Here is a 15,073-nt window from a genome sequence, read left to right on the forward strand (position 1 = left end):
TACGCGTCATACTTCCCGTCATAACCATCGAGGAGGACGACGGATGGGCCCTTTCCCGCATGACGCGCCGCCGGCGCTGATCACCGCCGATAACCCGGCCGGGACCGACGGGTTCGAGTTCGTCGAATTCGCCCATCCCGAACCGGAAAAGCTGGAAGAGCTGTTTGCCCGCATGGGATACAGCAAGGTCGCGACCCACCGCACGAAGGCGATCTCCGTCTGGCGCCAGGGCGACATCAACTATGTGATCAATGCCGAGCCCGGCTCGCATGCCGTGACATTCGCCGGCGTGCACGGGCCCTGCGCCGCCTCCATGGCCTGGCGCGTGGTCGATGCGAAACACGCCTTCGCCCATGCCGTCTCCAAGGGCGCGACGCCCTATGAAGGGAACGACAAGGCGCTCGACGTGCCCGCCATCGTCGGAATCGGCGGCTCACTGCTCTATTTCGTCGAAAAATACGGCGCCAAGGGCTCGGCCTATGACGCGGAATTCGACTGGACCGGCGAACGCGACCCCAAACCGCAGGGCGTCGGTTTCTACTATCTCGATCACCTCACCCACAATGTCTATCGCGGCAACATGGACAAGTGGTGGGACTTCTATCGCGAGCTGTTCGGCTTCAAGCAGATCCATTTCTTCGACATTGACGGCCGCATTACCGGCCTCGTGTCGCGCGCCATCACCTCGCCCTGCGGCAAGATCCGCATTCCCCTGAACGAATCGAAGGACGAGACGAGCCAGATCGTCGAGTACCTGAAGAAGTACAAGGGCGAAGGCATCCAGCACATCGCCGTCGGTACGGACGGAATCTACGACGCCACCGACAGGCTCGCCGACAATGGCGTGAAGTTCATGCCCGGTCCGCCGGACAATTATTACGACCGCTCCTATGTGCGCGTCGTGGGCCATGAAGAGCCGGTCGAACGTATGAAGACGCACGGCATCCTGATCGACGGCGAGGGTGTCATCGATGGCGGCATGACGAAAATCCTGCTCCAGATCTTCTCGAAGACCGTGATCGGCCCGATCTTCTTCGAATTCATCCAGCGCAAAGGCGACGAAGGCTTTGGCGAGGGCAATTTCCGGGCGCTCTTCGAATCGATCGAGGAAGATCAGATCCGCCGGGGCGTCATCGCAGCAGAATAACAACCGCGGCAACCAAGCCACTGCGGGGAAGGAAGAGGCGGTCGCCCAGCGGCCGCCTCTTTACATTTCAAAACTCCGGTGCAGGACGCACACGGACAAATTGACTTATCCCAATTTTATCCGCACGTTGCAGGTGTCGAGTCTTTCGGCAACGGGCGCGCGGGCTCCAGGCCGCGCCCCGGTAGCGAGGCAAGTGTCCGGCTCGGATCACTCTCTATTCCGGGCGGACCTTTCGGAGGGGAAGTCATGGAAGCATTGATGCCCATCATCACGCAGCTCATCGCCGGGGCCGTTGGCGGCAACGTGGCCGGCGCCGCCCTGAAACAGGCGGCCGTGAGCGCGATCGTCCGCACCATCGTCGGCGCCATCGGCGGTGTCGGTGGCGGCTTTCTCCTGCAGATGCTGGGCGGTGAAGCCGGCCTCGCGGGCCTCGTTGCCAACGGCATCGGCGGCCTTGTCGGCGGCGGCGTGCTGACGGCGATCGTCGGTGCGGTGCTCGGCAAGAAGCCAGCCTGAAACGAAGAAAGGCGGCCCGAAAGGGCCGCCCGGTTCTTCATCCCGATTTACCCGAAGCCACCATCGTCATCCTCGCGCTTAACCCGGGGACGGCTCATGGCGGAGCGGTACGAGCGTGCCGCTTACTCCGCCGCAGCGGCGACGGGATACACTTCCTTCATGTAGTCGTTCATCAGCGTTTCGCAGATCGTGCCCGGCGTGAAGCGGTAGGGGCCGATTTCCGAGACCGGCGTCACTTCCGCCGCAGAGCCCGTCAGGAAGCATTCGGAAAAGTCCGACAGCTCTTCCGGCAGGATCGCCCGCTCGATGACCTGGTAGCCGCGGCGCTTGGCAAGCTCGATGACCGTGCGACGCGTGATGCCGTCGAGGAAGCAATCCGGCACCGGAGTGTGGATGACGCCGTCCTTGACGAAGAAGATATTTGCACCCGTGGCTTCCGCCACCTGGCCGCGATAGTCGAGCATCATCGCATCCGCATAGCCCTTGGCTTCGGCGGCGTGCTTGGAGATCGTGCAGATCATGTAGAGGCCGGCGGCCTTCGATTTCGAGGGCGCGGTCTTCGGGTCGGGGCGGCGATACTCGGCGATGTCGAGGCGGATGCCCTTCAGCTTTTCGGCCGGATTGAAGTAGCTGCCCCACTGCCAGATGGCGATGGCAACGTTGATGCGGTTGTTCTGCGCCGAAACGCCCATCATCTCCGAACCGCGCCAGGCGATCGGCCGCGCATAGGCTTCGGAAAAGCCCTGGCGCCTCAGGAGCTCGATCGTCGCCGCATCCAGCTCTTCCACGGAATAGGGAATCTTGAAGCCGAGGATTTCGGCGGACGTATGCAGGCGCTGGTTGTGCTCGGTGAGCTTGAAGATGCGCCCGCCATAGGCGCGCTCGCCTTCGAACACGGCGCTGGCATAGTGCAGGCCGTGGGTCAGCACGTGGATTTTCGCGTCCTTCCAGTCGACGAACTCGCCGTTGAACCAGATTTGCCCATCCAGCTGATCGAAAGGAACTGCCATCGTCTCATCCTCCGGCGCATCCGCGCCATTCTTTCAAGTTGATTGTTTTGCCTGTAACGGTCTAACCAGAAACAGGCCCGGATTACCTGATCATGAGCGTAATCCGGATTGGGGATCGGAAAAACACCGGATTTCTTCGGCGTCCGGGAACCGCAATATAGGCGGGACCCTAACAAGGGCGGCAAAATATGTCAACAAAGCTGACATATTTTGCTATAAATTACGCGGGGACGGCAAGGCATGAAAGGAAATGACAACGTGGCGCGACAGATGCCGGACAAGAACGGCGTGAGCGAGCTGCACCACGACGCCATGACAGGCGACGATCGCATCGATTTCGAGATCATCGAAGGCTTCTTCTTCGCCTATCGCGACTTCATTTCCGATCCCGACGCGATCCTGGAAAAGAGCGGCTTCGGCCGTGCCCATCACCGGGTCGTGCACTTCGTCAACCGCGAGCCGGGCATGACGGTCGCCGACCTGCTCGATACGCTGAAGATCACCAAGCAGAGCCTGGCGCGCGTCTTGAAGCAGCTCATCGATTCCGGCTATATCCAGCAGGTGGCCGGCCCCGAAGACCGCCGCCAGCGGAAGCTTTATCCGACGCGTACAGGACGGGAACTGGCGCTGGCGCTCGCCGAGCCGCAATCCCGCCGCATCGCCCGTGCATTTGAGGCGATGAGTGCGGACGAGCGCCGGGTGGTGATCCAGTTCCTCACCGGCATGCAGAACGCCAAGAGCGAATGAACGGCTGACAAGCAGAAAAGGGAGGACAGACGATGACCGCTGCCGGTACGCCCTCCGACGACGCGTCCCATCTCCTCGTCGTCGACGACGACACGCGCATCCGCGATCTCCTCAATCGCTACCTGATGGGCGAGGGTTTTCGTGTCACCGTCGCTGCAGATGCCGACGAGGCGCGGCGCAAGCTGCGCGGCCTCGATTTCGACCTCATCATCATGGACGTGATGATGCCCGGTGAAAGCGGCCTGTCGCTGACGAAGAGCCTGCGGGAAATCCGCCCGGTGCCGATCCTCATGCTGACGGCGCTTGCCGAATCGAAGGCCCGCATCGAGGGCCTGGAGGCCGGCGCCGACGACTATCTTTCGAAACCCTTCGAGCCGCGCGAGCTGGTGCTGCGCATCAACAACATCCTGAAACGCAACGCCGCGCCGGCGACGCCGAAGATCGAGCAGGTCATGTTCGGTCCCTACACCTTCTCCATCGTGCGCAAGGAACTCAAACGCGGCAGCGACGCCATCCGGCTTACGGATCGCGAACAGGAGATCATGCTGCTCTTCTCGCTGCGCGCGGGCGAAACCATTCCACGCCACGAACTGATCGGCGAAGAAACAGAAGTGGGTGAACGCACAATCGACGTGCAGATCAATCGCTTGAGGCGTAAGATCGAGGACGATCCGTCCAACCCGGTGTGGCTGCAGACCGTGCGCGGCATCGGTTACCGACTGAGCGTGGAGCAAGGCTGATCGTGCGCCGCACAGTGCAATTCAAGCAAAGGTTTAACGCGGTTTTCCGTACGCATCCGCATGAACATCTTGCGGCAAGCTCTTGGCGCGACTCACACAATCGCAGCCGCCCCGTCTTGGAAAATCCGGTCCGATGACCACCTTCGAGACCTTCAAGCGGGATATCGAGCGCGCACCGGCCGCCGGCTGGAAGCGCCTTGCCCGCTGGCTGCGCCGCCAGATGCCGACGGGCCTTTATGCCCGCTCGCTGCTGATCATCATCATCCCCATGGTGCTCCTCCAGTCGGTCGTCGCCTTCGTCTTCATGGAGCGCCACTGGCAGCTCGTCACGCAGCGCCTCTCCACTGCCGTCACCCGTGACATCGCCGCCATCATCGATCTCATCGACACCTACCCGCAGGATTCCAACTACTCCGAGATCACGCGTATCGCGCGCGAGCGGCTGGAGCTCAACATCGCCATCGAGCCGGGCACGGAACTGCCCGCCCCGCGCACCAAGCCGTTCTTCAATATCCTCGACGAGATCCTGAGCGAGGAGATCGTGCGGCAGATCCGCCGCCCGTTCTGGATCGACACGGTCGGCGAAAGCAATCTCGTCGAAATCCGCATCCTGCTCGACAACAAGATCCTGCGCGTCTATGCGCGGCGCAATCAGGCCTATGCCTCGAACACGCATATCTTCCTGCTCTGGATGGTCGGCACCTCGCTGGTGCTGATCACCATCTCCATCCTCTTCCTGCGCGGTCAGATCCGGCCGATCCTGGCGCTGGCGCAGGCGGCGGAGAGTTTCGGCAAGGGCCAGAAGATGCCAGAGGACTTCGCCCCACGCGGGGCGGACGAGGTACGCCGTGCCGGCCTTGCCTTCATCCTCATGCGCGAGCGCATCGAACGGCAGATGGAACAGCGCACGGCCATGCTGACCGGCGTCAGCCACGACCTGCGCACCATCCTCACGCGCTTCAAGCTGCAACTGGCGCTCGCCGGCGACAATCCCGACCTGCAGGGCCTCAACAAGGACGTCGCGGACATGCAGACCATGCTCGAAGGATACCTTTCCTTCGCGCGCGGCGATGTCGAGGAAGACGTCGGCGAGCTGCGGCTTTCCACCCTCTTCGACAAGTTCGCCATGGAGGCGGAGCTGCACGAGCGCACCTTCTCCAGCGAGATCGACGGCGAGGACGAGGTCATGGTGCGCCCGAACGCCTTCAGCCGCCTCGTGGGCAACCTCGTCTCCAACTCCATGCGCTACGCCAAGACGGTGCATGTCGAGGCGCGGCACCGCTCCAAATGGCTGACCATCACCGTCGACGACGACGGCCCGGGCATTCCCGAACGCTCGCGTGACGACGTCTTCAAGCCTTTCTTCCGGCTTGACGAGGCGCGCAATCTCGACGCGTCGGGCACCGGTCTCGGCCTTGCCATCGCCCGCGACATCGCCCGCAGCCACGGCGGCAACGTCACCCTGTCGGATAGCCCGATGGGCGGCCTGCGCGCAACGATCCGTATTCCCGCATAGTGGTCAGGCGGAACCGATGAGCACATCTTCCTTCGACGGTCTGACCTGGCTCACCCCGCCGGCGGAAAGCGCGATCCGCAACGGCCGCCTCCATGTCCGCACCGGCCTTAGAAGCGATTTCTGGCAGCGCACCTATTACGGCTTCCAGCCGGACAGCGGCCATTTCCTGCACCGCCCCTGGGCTGGCGACTTCACGCTGGAGACGACCTTTTCCGGCCGCTATGAAACGCTCTACGACCAGGCCGGCCTGATGGTCCGTCACGACGAAACGACCTGGATGAAATGCGGCATCGAATTCACCGACGGTGCGAAACACTTCAGCGTGGTGGTGACGCGCGGCCATTCCGACTGGTCCGCCTTCCGCATCGACCACGATTTCGAGGCGATATCCGTGCGTGTGACACGCAACGGCGATGCGCTCTTCGTCCAGTACCGGACGGATGCCATGTCCGAATGGCGCATGGCACGCCTCGCCTATTTTCCGCCGGAGCTTCCGGACCTTTTGGTCGGCCTGATGGCCTGCTCGCCCCAGCGTGGGGGTTTCGAGGCGGAGTTCTCGGAGTTCCGGCTGGGGCCGCCCCTGTCGCGGGATATCCACTAGGCCGGAGGCTTTCTGTTCAGCGTCACCGGCTGTCCTACACCAGATCTACGAAGCAGATGAATCAGCACATCTTCTTGCCGTTCGGCACCGGCCGCTCGACGCCGGCAAGCACGATGGCGCCCGCCTCGTCCTCGAAGCCGAGTGTCAGCACTTCCGAGCGCACCGGGCCGATCTGGCGCGGCGGGAAGTTGACGACGGCGAGCACCTGACGGCCGACGAGATCTTCCAGCGTGTAGTGCACGGTGATCTGCGCCGACGACTTCTTGATGCCGATCTCGGGGCCGAAATCGATCGTCAGCTTGTAGGCGGGTTTGCGTGCTTCCGGGAACGGCAGCGCTTCGATGATGGTGCCGGCGCGAATGTCGACCCGTTCGAAATCGGCATAGGTAATGGTGTCGGTCATGGAAAATCCTTGGTCTGTTCCGGCCCCTCACCCGGCCTGCCGGTTACCTTTTCCCCGCAAGCAGGGGGCGAAGGGGAGATGCCGCCCCGTTTTCCTCAAACAATGACTGGTTCGTGGGCCACGTCCCCTCTCCCCGCTTGCAGGGAAAAGGGTCGGCTGAGGGGAAAACTCGAAAACGGGCGCCCGAAAAATCAGCCCGCCAATTCCTCGGCCCGCGTGCGCGCGGCGGCGATCGCCTTGTCGAAGAGCGGCTGCATGCCATCTTCGGCCATGAGAACGGCGAGCGCCGCAGCGGTGGTGCCGCCGGGCGAGGTAACGTTCTGGCGCAGGCGGGCGGCGTCGTCGGGGGACTGATGAAGCAATTCACCAGCCCCCGCGACAGTTTCCCGTGCGAGCCGCATGGCGAGGTCCGCCGGCAGACCCGCTTTGCGTCCTGCCTCCGCCATGCACTCGACGAGATAGAAGACATAGGCCGGTCCGCTGCCGGAGACGGCCGTGACGGCGTCGATATCCCCCTCGGATGCGACCCATTCCACCGGGCCGCTCACCTTGAGAAGGGCGTGAACGAAATCGCGCTGGCCCGCAGAGACTCGGGCATTGGCATAGGCACCCGTCACGCCGCGACCGATCATGGCCGGCGTGTTCGGCATGGCGCGCACGGTGGCGGCAGCGCCGAGATGGTTTTCAAGATTGGCGATGGTCTTGCCGGCGGCGACCGAAACGATCACCGTTTCCGGACCGACGAGACCCTTCAGGGGCGGCAGCACCTGGTCCATCACCTGCGGCTTGACCGCAACGAAAAGCACGCCGGCCTTGACACCCTCGGGTGCCGAGGTTTCGTGGCGCACGCCATCGTCGGCAATCAGCTTCGCCATGGCCGGTTGCGGGCCGGGATCGATGACGATGACCGAAGAGCCGGAAATGCCGCTCTTCAGCCAACCCGCCAGCATCGCGCCGCCCATATTACCGGCACCGATGAGAACGATAGGCCCCGAACCTGCAACCGCCATCCTCAAGCTTCCCCGACCGTCTCGAACAGGACGGCATCGACGGCGGACTGGGCGTCCATGCCGGACCAGACGACAAACTGGAAGGCCTGGAAATAAGCCTCGCAGGCTTCGAGCGCGCTCGACAGCAGCACCTCGACCTGCTTGTTGGTGGGCTCCGCCCCGCCGGCAAGCAACAGCGACTGGCGGAAGATCACCACGTCCTCGCGGCGCCACAGGTCGAAATGGCCCATCAGCACCTGGCCGTTCACGTGCGAGAGCAGGCAATGCACCTCGTTGACGCGACTTTCGGGAACCTTGATGTCGAAGGCGCAGGCAAGGTGCAGCGCCTCGAACTCTTCCATCCAGGAGAAGGAGACGTGGTAATCCGTCCACTTGCCTTCGACCGTCATCGCGATCTCGTCTTCGCCGGACCGCTCGAACGTCCAGTCATTGTTGGCTGCGACGAACTCGATCATGTCGACCGGGTTGGACTGACGCCCGATATCCAATTCCATAAGGCTCATGCATCACCTTCAAGGCCGGAAGGCATGCGACATCGTGCTCACACACACGACGCGGCAAACCGTACTCCGGATACAACACTGAATGATTGCTCGGCACCCTGCGCAATCTGGACGACTTACCCTGCCCGAAGCTTGCGCTGCCTGTTTCGAATCATCATTTAAAATCAGTGTATAACGGCGGAGTCACGACGCCAGCCCCTGGCCCGCCATTTTCTCCGCCCGGTTGTGGACAGAGGCTGTGAAAAAGATTCAGGTCGGAGGCTTAAGAGACTCTTCGAAAAGGGCTTTTCGCAAGTGTCCACAGGGGTAAAAATTTTATTAAAAAAAACGGTTGGCGCGGGGTGAATCACGCCAACCGAGTCCTGTCGGTGAAAACCTGTGCCGGAACGGCTCAGCTGCCTGCGTTGAGGCGGGCTTCCAGCGCCTCGATGCGCTTCAAAAGCGCGTCGTTTTCATCCCGCGCCTTGATCGCCATTTCACGCACCACCTCGAATTCCTCGCGCTTGACGAGGTCCATGCCGTTGATGAAGCGCTCGGCCTGGGCGCGGAACACCGTCTCGGCCTCCTTGCGCACGCCCTGGGCGGCACCGGCGGCGTCGGTCATCAACTTGGCGAAGTCGTCGAGAATACGGTTTGCGCCTGATGTCGTCATGGTCTGACCTCCCTGAGGTGTCGATGGTCGCTCCGGGCGCCGGCGCCCGCGTGTTGCCCTGAGGTAGGGTCTGATGTCGCTGCTTGCAAGCGGATTCCGGTGGATCGCCGCCGCTTCACGCCGCCGCACCGCCCCCGATCACGATTTATCGCCTTGACCCTGCCCCAAGGCGCCTCCATCTTCCGCCCGAAAACGCAAAAGAGCCTCATCTTGACGAACCTTGCCCAGCTCCTCGCCATTATGCCCTATCCCGAGATCGATCCGATCGCCTTCTCCATCGGCCCGGTCGCCGTGCACTGGTACGGCATCGCCTATGTCGTGGGCATCCTCCTGGGCTGGGTCTATGCGCGCCGGCTGATCGAGACACCACGCCTGTGGGCGGGCGAGGCGCCGATAAGCCGCACCCAGCTCGACGACTTCCTCGTCTGGGCCGCCGTCGGCATCATTCTCGGCGGTCGCGTCGGCTATATTCTTTTCTACGATTTCCCGAACGTCGCGGCCGATCCGCTGCGCGCCCTGCAGGTGTGGAACGGCGGCATGTCCTTCCACGGCGGCCTTGCCGGCACCACGCTCGCCATGATCCTCTTCGCCCGGCGCAACGCCATCCCGGTCTGGAGCCTCTTCGACATCGTCGCCGCCGTCGTGCCGATCGGCCTGTTCTTCGGCCGCATCGCCAACTTCGTCAACGGCGAACTCTGGGGCCGCCTCTCCGACGCGCCCTGGGCCGTGATCTTCCCCGAGGCAGGCCCCTTCGCCCGCCACCCGAGCCAGCTCTACGAAGCGGGGCTCGAAGGCATCGTGCTGGTCATCGTGCTCGCCCTTGCCATCTATCGTTTCGCCGCGCTGAAGCGCCCCGGCCTCGTGACCGGCCTCTTCGTGGCGGGCTATGCCCTCTCGCGCATCACGGTCGAGTTCTTCCGCGAGCCGGATCCGCAGCTCGGCTATCTTCTCGGCGGCTGGCTCACCATGGGCATGCTGCTCTCGCTGCCGATGCTCGCACTCGGCCTCTGGGCGATCGTCCGCGCCCGGCCGGCCACTGCGGCCAGTGCCTGAGCGAACGCGCCGATGCCGACGCCCCTCGCCCGCAAGATCAAGGCGCTGATCCGAACCAACGGCCCGATCAGCGTCACCGACTATTTCGCCCTGTGCCTTGCCGATCCGGAGCACGGCTACTACCGCACCCGCGACCCCTTCGGCGTCGCCGGCGACTTCGTCACCGCGCCGGAGGTCAGCCAGCTCTTCGGCGAGATGCTCGGCATCTTCCTGGTACATGCCTGGCAGAAACACGGCGGACCGGCGGACGTGCGCATTGCCGAGATCGGCCCCGGCCGGGGCACGATGATGGCAGACATGCTGCGCGTGATCGCAAGGATCGCCCCGCAGCTCTATGAGAGCGCGACGATCCACCTGATCGAGACAAGCCCGAAGCTGCGCACCGTCCAGCACGAAACGCTCGGCACCCATGCCGCGCGCGTCACCTGGCACGACAGTTTCGAGGAACTGCCCGACGGTTTCGTGCTGCTTGCCGCCAACGAGCTCTTCGATGCCATCCCGATCCGCCAGTTCATCAAGACACCGTCCGGTTTTCGCGAGCGGCTTGTCGGCCTCGATGCGGACGACGCCCTGACCTTTGCCGCCGGCGTCGCCGGCCTCGATCCCGCACTTCTGCCGGAAAACCACAAGGCGGTGCCAAACGGCACGATCTTCGAGATCGCCCCGGCCCGCGAGGCCGTCTTGGCGACGATCGGCGAGCGCATAGCCCGTTTCGGCGGTACTGCGCTCATCATCGACTACGGCCATTTCGTCACCGGCTTCGGCGATACGCTGCAGGCGGTGCTGAAACACGACTTCGACCCGCCGCTCGCCCATCCCGGCGAGGCGGATCTGACGAGCCATGTGGATTTCGAGCGTCTCGCCGGCACGGCGGCAAGCGTGGGCCTTCATGTGCACGGCATGCTGCACCAGGGCGACTTCCTCGTCGGCCTTGGCATCGGTGAGCGGGCCTCTGCCCTCGGCCGAAACCGCGACGCAGCGACGCAGCAATCGATTCTTGCCGATGTCGACCGGCTCGCCGGCGCAGGTGCTGGGAAAATGGGCGATCTTTTCAAGGTGTTGGCCGTCGGCAGCACGCCACTTGCCCTCTTTCCCTTCCGCCAGCCGGATTGACACAGGCCGTCAGGCCGGACAACATCCGGCCCGATTTGCACCCCGCATGCCCCGGCCGAAACCTTGGCCCGACGGGCCGCCCCAAGCCCAGCCGAGAGACCATGAAGGACGACGCGCTCCCCTCCCCGATCGAAAGCCCGCTCCTGACGGAGCGCGCCGGAAAGGCCGCGCAGCACGGCTTCTTCACCCGCGCCGGCGGGGTTTCCGACGGCATCTACCGCGGCCTCAATGTCGGCCTCGGCTCGAAGGACCAGCGTGAAAAGGTCGACGAGAATCGCGCCCGTGTCGCCCGCTGGTTCTCCGCCACGCCAGACCGGCTCGCCACCGTGCATCAGGTCCATTCACCCGATGTCGTCGTGGTCGATGGCGATTATGACGGCGCACGGCCGCAGGCCGATGCGCTGGTCAGCGCGACACCCGGCATGGTGCTGGGCGTGCTTGCCGCCGATTGCGGGCCGATCCTCTTTTGCGACCCCGAGGCGCGCGTCGTCGGAGCGGCCCATGCCGGCTGGAAGGGCGCCCTCTACGGCGTGCTCGAAAGCACCATCGCGGCGATGGAAAGGCTCGGCGCCCGCAGGCAGGCCATCGTCGCCAGTCTCGGCCCCTCGATCAGCCGGAAGAGCTACGAGGTCGGGCCGGAATTCGTGGAACGCTTCCTCGGCGTCGACACGGCATATGCGCGCTATTTCACGCCCTCGGAAAAACCCGGCCACGCCATGTTCGACCTGCCGGGTCTGACCACGCAGCGATTGACCGACGCCGGGGTGACGGCGGAAAATCTCGACATCTGCACCTATCCGGACGAAGAGCGCTTCTTCTCCTACCGGCGCACCACGCACCGCCAGGAACCCGACTACGGCCGCCAGATATCGGCGATCATGCTAAGGGGCTGAGGCCCCCAACGACACAGGACGAGGGAGACACCGCCATGGCACTTCACTTCGACAGCGAGGAATACGCCAACCGGCTCCAGCGCCTCACCGCCCGCATGCGGGAGGAGAAGATCGACGCCATGCTGCTCTTCGCGCAGGAGAGCATGTATTGGCTGACCGGCTACGACACCTTCGGCTACTGCTTCTTCCAGACGCTCGTCGTGAAGGCGACCGGCGAGATGGTGCTGCTGACCCGTTCGGCAGACCTGCGCCAGGCCCGCCACACCTCCAACATCGAGAAGATCGAGATCTGGATCGACCGCATCACGGCCGATCCGACGATGGACCTGAAGAACCTGCTCTCCGACCTCGACCTGCTCGGTTGCCGCATCGGCGTCGAATATGACACGCATGGCCTTACCGGCCGCAACGCCCGCCTTCTCGACAACCAGCTCCAGAGTTTCGGCCAGATCGTCGACGCCTCTAGCCTCGTCAGCCGGCTGCGCCTCATCAAGAGCCCGGCCGAGATCGCCTATGTCGAGCGTGCTGCCGCGCTGTCCGACGATGCGCTGGCCGCTGCCCTGCCGCTCATCGTGCCCGGCGGCGACGAGGCGGCGATCCTCGCGGCGCTGCAGAATGCGGTGCTGGCCGCCGGCGGCGACTATGCCGCCAATGAATTCGTCATCGGCTCGGGCGCCGACGCCCTGCTCTGCCGCTCCAAGTCCGGCCGGCGCAAGCTCGATGCGGAGGACCAGCTCACGCTGGAATGGTCAGGCGTCAGCGCGCGCTACCATGCGCCGATGATGCGCACGGCCATCATCGGCGAGCCGTCCAACCGCCACCGCGAGCTCTACAGCGCCTGCCGCGAGGCCATGCAGGCGATGGAAATGGTGCTGCGCCCCGGCAATACCTTCGGCACCGTCTTCGAGACCTTCGCCCGCATCATCGACGAGCGCGGCCTTGCCCGCCACAGGCTCAACACCTGCGGCTATTCCGTCGGCGCGCGCTTTGCGCCATCCTGGATGGAGCAGCAGATGTTCCTGGTCGGAAACCCCCAGGAGATCCAGCCGAACATGACGCTTTTCGTGCACACGATCGTGCTCGATTCCGACAGCGGCACGGCCATGACGCTCGGCCAGACCTACCTGACGACGACAGACACGCCGAAGGCGCTTTCGCGCTACGGGCTCGACTTCATCGAGGTCTGAGGGATCCACCCGCAGACCCCGCACGATCCCGCGATTGACAGGCCTTGAGGCCGCACCCATAAATCGTTGCGGGGAACGGAGGAGGCGAAAAGCCTTCCGCAGGACACGGACGACAATGATGCAAGAGCTGATGAAGCGGCTGGCACTGATCGGCCTCATTGCCACCCTTGCCGGCTGCAACAGCACGGACGCGCTGACGCCGCAGGTCGATGTCGGCGGCGGCACCTTCAATTCGCCGCCCGTCACTCAGAACGACCTCGACCAGATGAGCGCACAGACGACACCCGTCACGCGCACGACCCAGGAGACGGCCTTCACCCCGTCATCCGGCACCACGACGGGCGCGGACACCGCCGGCACGCTGCAGGGCCAGGCCGACGCGCTTGCCCGCAATGCGGGGGGCCAGCAGGACGCGGAGCTTGCCCGCACCACCGCCCAGCGCTCGCTCGCGGCCGAAACGTCGACCGGCGCGGAAGAGGTCGCCACCGTCCCGCCGGCCGCGGAAGCAGGCGAGACCGTGCGCTTCCTGCCGATCATCGGCGCCCCGGTCGAGGCCGTGACACCGCTCTCCAAGCGGCTCGGCGCGGAAGCCCGTTCCAACGGGCTGACGATCCGCAGCGCCTCCGACAGTTCGAGCAAATACATCCTGAAGGGCTACTTCTCCGCCATGAACGACAACGGCAAGACCACCGTCGTCTATGTCTGGGACGTGCTCGACGGCAGCGGCGCACGGCTGCATCGCATCCAGGGCCAGGAAAGCGTCTCGGGCACAGCCTCCGATCCCTGGGCCGCCGTGCCGGCGCGCACGATGGAGGGCATCGCCCAGAAGACGATCCGCCAGTATCTCGACTGGCGCGGCGCCACACGCGGTTAAGCACGTCGCAGGGTTAATCACAGCGAAATGCGAAGAAACGCTTTTCGGATATCGCAAAGCCCTTGCATTCACGGATTTTGCCGCTTAAAGCCCCCCCATCAGCATAATCCACAGGCGGACCATAGATGAAGGTTTTCGCGGGCAATTCGAACCGGCTCCTGGCCGAAGCGATCTGCAATTATCTGAATGTTCCGCTCGGCCGGGCCACGGTCAGACGCTTCGCAGACCAGGAAATCTTCGTTGAAATCCAGGAGAACGTGCGCGGCGAGGACGTTTTCGTCGTGCAGTCGACCTCGTTCCCGACCAACGATCACCTGATGGAAATGCTCATCATGATCGATGCGATGCGCCGTTCCTCGGCACGCCGCATCACGGCCGTGATCCCCTATTTCGGCTACGCCCGCCAGGACCGCAAGCCCGGCCCGCGTACGCCGATCTCGGCAAAGCTTGTCGCCAACCTCATCACCGAGGCCGGTGCCGACCGCGTACTGACGCTGGACCTGCATGCCGGCCAGATCCAGGGTTTCTTCGACATTCCCACGGACAACCTCTACGCCGTGCCGATCCTGGCCCGCGACGTGAAGGAAAACTACAACCTCGAAAACGTCATGGTCGTCTCGCCCGACGTCGGCGGCGTGGTGCGCGCCCGGGCGCTCGCCAAGCGCCTCGACTGTCTGCTCGCCATCGTCGACAAGCGCCGTGACCGTCCGGGTGAATCCGAGGTGATGAACGTCATCGGCGACGTTTCAGGCAAGGACTGCCTGCTGATCGACGATATCGTCGACTCGGGCGGCACGCTCTGCAACGCGGCCGAGGCGCTGCTGAAGAACGGCGCGACCAGTGTCACCGCCTATATCACGCATGGCGTTCTGTCGGGCGGCGCCGTCGCGCGCGTCACCTCGTCCAAGCTCAAGGAGCTTGTCATCACCGACTCGATCCAGCCGACAACGGCCGTCCAGTCGGCGCACAACATCCGCGTCATCTCGACGGCCAACCTGCTCGGCGAAGCGATCAACCGCACCAGCGCCGAGGAATCGGTATCGAGCCTCTTCGACTGACGGATTTTTGCCGGGGCCGATATCGGCCCTGGCATTTCTGCGCTAAGTTC

At 64.0% G+C, this 15,073-nt stretch carries 17 protein-coding genes; 12 read left to right on the forward strand and 5 right to left on the reverse strand.

Annotated elements, in window-relative coordinates; genetic code table 11:
- The first annotated feature begins 43 nt into the window (after positions 1–43).
- Together hppD and K0P03_RS12925 are read left to right on the forward strand one after the other, a co-directional pair.
- Positions 44–1,147 carry a 4-hydroxyphenylpyruvate dioxygenase gene (hppD, locus tag K0P03_RS12920; RefSeq protein ID WP_272789802.1) on the forward strand — a complete coding sequence of 368 codons (1,104 nt, stop codon included), beginning with the start codon at positions 44–46 and terminating at the stop codon, positions 1,145–1,147.
- 246 nt (positions 1,148–1,393) lie between these two features.
- Positions 1,394–1,663 carry a hypothetical protein gene (locus tag K0P03_RS12925; RefSeq protein WP_272789803.1) on the forward strand — a complete coding sequence of 90 codons (270 nt, stop codon included), beginning with the start codon at positions 1,394–1,396 and terminating at the stop codon, positions 1,661–1,663.
- A 122-nt stretch (positions 1,664–1,785) separates the two neighbouring features.
- On the opposite strand, the gene K0P03_RS12930 is transcribed toward K0P03_RS12925, so the two are convergent.
- The gene (locus K0P03_RS12930; protein WP_023515614.1) at positions 1,786–2,673 is read right to left on the reverse strand and encodes a branched-chain amino acid aminotransferase; all 888 of its coding nucleotides are present in this window, start codon (positions 2,671–2,673) and stop codon (positions 1,786–1,788) included.
- 270 nt (positions 2,674–2,943) lie between these two features.
- Here K0P03_RS12930 and K0P03_RS12935 point away from each other — a divergent pair, with 270 nt between their 5' ends.
- From K0P03_RS12935 to K0P03_RS12950, 4 genes are all read left to right on the forward strand, one after another.
- Positions 2,944–3,420, forward strand: a complete 477-nt coding sequence (locus K0P03_RS12935; protein ID WP_088016405.1) for a MarR family winged helix-turn-helix transcriptional regulator — start codon at positions 2,944–2,946, stop codon at positions 3,418–3,420.
- Positions 3,421–3,452: 32 nt separating this feature from the next.
- Positions 3,453–4,160, forward strand: a complete 708-nt coding sequence (locus K0P03_RS12940) for a response regulator (protein WP_024271244.1) — start codon at positions 3,453–3,455, stop codon at positions 4,158–4,160.
- A 133-nt stretch (positions 4,161–4,293) separates the two neighbouring features.
- Positions 4,294–5,676: an ATP-binding protein gene (locus tag K0P03_RS12945; RefSeq protein WP_023515646.1), complete on the forward strand. Its 1,383-nt coding sequence runs from the start codon at positions 4,294–4,296 to the stop codon at positions 5,674–5,676.
- A gap of 16 nt (positions 5,677–5,692) precedes the next feature.
- Entirely contained in the window at positions 5,693–6,277 is a 585-nt protein-coding gene (locus K0P03_RS12950; protein WP_272789804.1) for a DUF1349 domain-containing protein, read from the forward strand.
- Positions 6,278–6,338: 61 nt separating this feature from the next.
- On the opposite strand, the gene K0P03_RS12955 is transcribed toward K0P03_RS12950, so the two are convergent.
- The 4 genes from K0P03_RS12955 to K0P03_RS12970 all read right to left on the reverse strand — a co-directional run bounded on the left by K0P03_RS12955 (position 6,339) and on the right by K0P03_RS12970 (position 8,845).
- Positions 6,339–6,680, reverse strand: coding sequence for a tRNA-binding protein (locus tag K0P03_RS12955; protein ID WP_023515648.1), 342 nt, complete (start codon positions 6,678–6,680; stop codon positions 6,339–6,341).
- A gap of 191 nt (positions 6,681–6,871) precedes the next feature.
- Complete coding sequence (proC, locus tag K0P03_RS12960) at positions 6,872–7,690, reverse strand: pyrroline-5-carboxylate reductase (RefSeq protein WP_023515649.1); 819 nt, start codon at positions 7,688–7,690, stop codon at positions 6,872–6,874.
- 2 nt (positions 7,691–7,692) lie between these two features.
- On the reverse strand, positions 7,693–8,193 hold the full coding sequence (locus tag K0P03_RS12965) for a YbjN domain-containing protein (RefSeq protein WP_024271243.1): 501 nt from the start codon (positions 8,191–8,193) through the stop codon (positions 7,693–7,695).
- 391 nt (positions 8,194–8,584) lie between these two features.
- Positions 8,585–8,845 (reverse strand): accessory factor UbiK family protein, encoded by a 261-nt coding sequence (locus K0P03_RS12970; protein ID WP_023513263.1) that lies wholly within the window; start codon positions 8,843–8,845, stop codon positions 8,585–8,587.
- A gap of 240 nt (positions 8,846–9,085) precedes the next feature.
- Between K0P03_RS12970 and lgt the strand changes: the two genes are divergently transcribed.
- The 6 genes from lgt to K0P03_RS13000 all read left to right on the forward strand — a co-directional run bounded on the left by lgt (position 9,086) and on the right by K0P03_RS13000 (position 15,023).
- The gene (gene lgt, locus K0P03_RS12975; protein ID WP_050744239.1) at positions 9,086–9,898 is read left to right on the forward strand and encodes a prolipoprotein diacylglyceryl transferase; all 813 of its coding nucleotides are present in this window, start codon (positions 9,086–9,088) and stop codon (positions 9,896–9,898) included.
- A 12-nt stretch (positions 9,899–9,910) separates the two neighbouring features.
- Positions 9,911–11,011, forward strand: coding sequence for a class I SAM-dependent methyltransferase (locus tag K0P03_RS12980; RefSeq protein ID WP_023513265.1), 1,101 nt, complete (start codon positions 9,911–9,913; stop codon positions 11,009–11,011).
- A gap of 101 nt (positions 11,012–11,112) precedes the next feature.
- Entirely contained in the window at positions 11,113–11,904 is a 792-nt protein-coding gene (pgeF, locus tag K0P03_RS12985; RefSeq protein WP_023513266.1) for a peptidoglycan editing factor PgeF, read from the forward strand.
- A gap of 35 nt (positions 11,905–11,939) precedes the next feature.
- Positions 11,940–13,091 carry a M24 family metallopeptidase gene (locus tag K0P03_RS12990; RefSeq protein WP_130517364.1) on the forward strand — a complete coding sequence of 384 codons (1,152 nt, stop codon included), beginning with the start codon at positions 11,940–11,942 and terminating at the stop codon, positions 13,089–13,091.
- A 118-nt stretch (positions 13,092–13,209) separates the two neighbouring features.
- The gene (locus K0P03_RS12995; protein ID WP_037408730.1) at positions 13,210–13,965 is read left to right on the forward strand and encodes a hypothetical protein; all 756 of its coding nucleotides are present in this window, start codon (positions 13,210–13,212) and stop codon (positions 13,963–13,965) included.
- A 125-nt stretch (positions 13,966–14,090) separates the two neighbouring features.
- Complete coding sequence (locus K0P03_RS13000; protein WP_023514571.1) at positions 14,091–15,023, forward strand: ribose-phosphate pyrophosphokinase; 933 nt, start codon at positions 14,091–14,093, stop codon at positions 15,021–15,023.
- Positions 15,024–15,073 lie beyond the last annotated feature (50 nt).

This window comes from Shinella sp. HY16 (assembly GCF_028534175.1).
Classification (GTDB): domain Bacteria; phylum Pseudomonadota; class Alphaproteobacteria; order Rhizobiales; family Rhizobiaceae; genus Shinella.

Excerpts from the sequence above, each read along its gene's own strand:
- hppD (WP_272789802.1), top strand. The coding sequence starts at position 44 with ATGGGCCCTTTCCCGCATGACGCGCCGCCGGCGCTGATCACCGCCGAT.
- K0P03_RS12925 (WP_272789803.1), top strand. The coding sequence starts at position 1,394 with ATGGAAGCATTGATGCCCATCATCACGCAGCTCATCGCCGGGGCCGTT.
- K0P03_RS12930 (WP_023515614.1), bottom strand. The coding sequence starts at position 2,673 with ATGGCAGTTCCTTTCGATCAGCTGGATGGGCAAATCTGGTTCAACGGC.
- K0P03_RS12935 (WP_088016405.1), top strand. The coding sequence starts at position 2,944 with ATGCCGGACAAGAACGGCGTGAGCGAGCTGCACCACGACGCCATGACA.
- K0P03_RS12940 (WP_024271244.1), top strand. The coding sequence starts at position 3,453 with ATGACCGCTGCCGGTACGCCCTCCGACGACGCGTCCCATCTCCTCGTC.
- K0P03_RS12945 (WP_023515646.1), top strand. The coding sequence starts at position 4,294 with ATGACCACCTTCGAGACCTTCAAGCGGGATATCGAGCGCGCACCGGCC.
- K0P03_RS12950 (WP_272789804.1), top strand. The coding sequence starts at position 5,693 with ATGAGCACATCTTCCTTCGACGGTCTGACCTGGCTCACCCCGCCGGCG.
- K0P03_RS12955 (WP_023515648.1), bottom strand. The coding sequence starts at position 6,680 with ATGACCGACACCATTACCTATGCCGATTTCGAACGGGTCGACATTCGC.
- proC (WP_023515649.1), bottom strand. The coding sequence starts at position 7,690 with ATGGCGGTTGCAGGTTCGGGGCCTATCGTTCTCATCGGTGCCGGTAAT.
- K0P03_RS12965 (WP_024271243.1), bottom strand. The coding sequence starts at position 8,193 with ATGAGCCTTATGGAATTGGATATCGGGCGTCAGTCCAACCCGGTCGAC.
- K0P03_RS12970 (WP_023513263.1), bottom strand. The coding sequence starts at position 8,845 with ATGACGACATCAGGCGCAAACCGTATTCTCGACGACTTCGCCAAGTTG.
- lgt (WP_050744239.1), top strand. The coding sequence starts at position 9,086 with ATGCCCTATCCCGAGATCGATCCGATCGCCTTCTCCATCGGCCCGGTC.
- K0P03_RS12980 (WP_023513265.1), top strand. The coding sequence starts at position 9,911 with ATGCCGACGCCCCTCGCCCGCAAGATCAAGGCGCTGATCCGAACCAAC.
- pgeF (WP_023513266.1), top strand. The coding sequence starts at position 11,113 with ATGAAGGACGACGCGCTCCCCTCCCCGATCGAAAGCCCGCTCCTGACG.
- K0P03_RS12990 (WP_130517364.1), top strand. The coding sequence starts at position 11,940 with ATGGCACTTCACTTCGACAGCGAGGAATACGCCAACCGGCTCCAGCGC.
- K0P03_RS12995 (WP_037408730.1), top strand. The coding sequence starts at position 13,210 with ATGCAAGAGCTGATGAAGCGGCTGGCACTGATCGGCCTCATTGCCACC.
- K0P03_RS13000 (WP_023514571.1), top strand. The coding sequence starts at position 14,091 with ATGAAGGTTTTCGCGGGCAATTCGAACCGGCTCCTGGCCGAAGCGATC.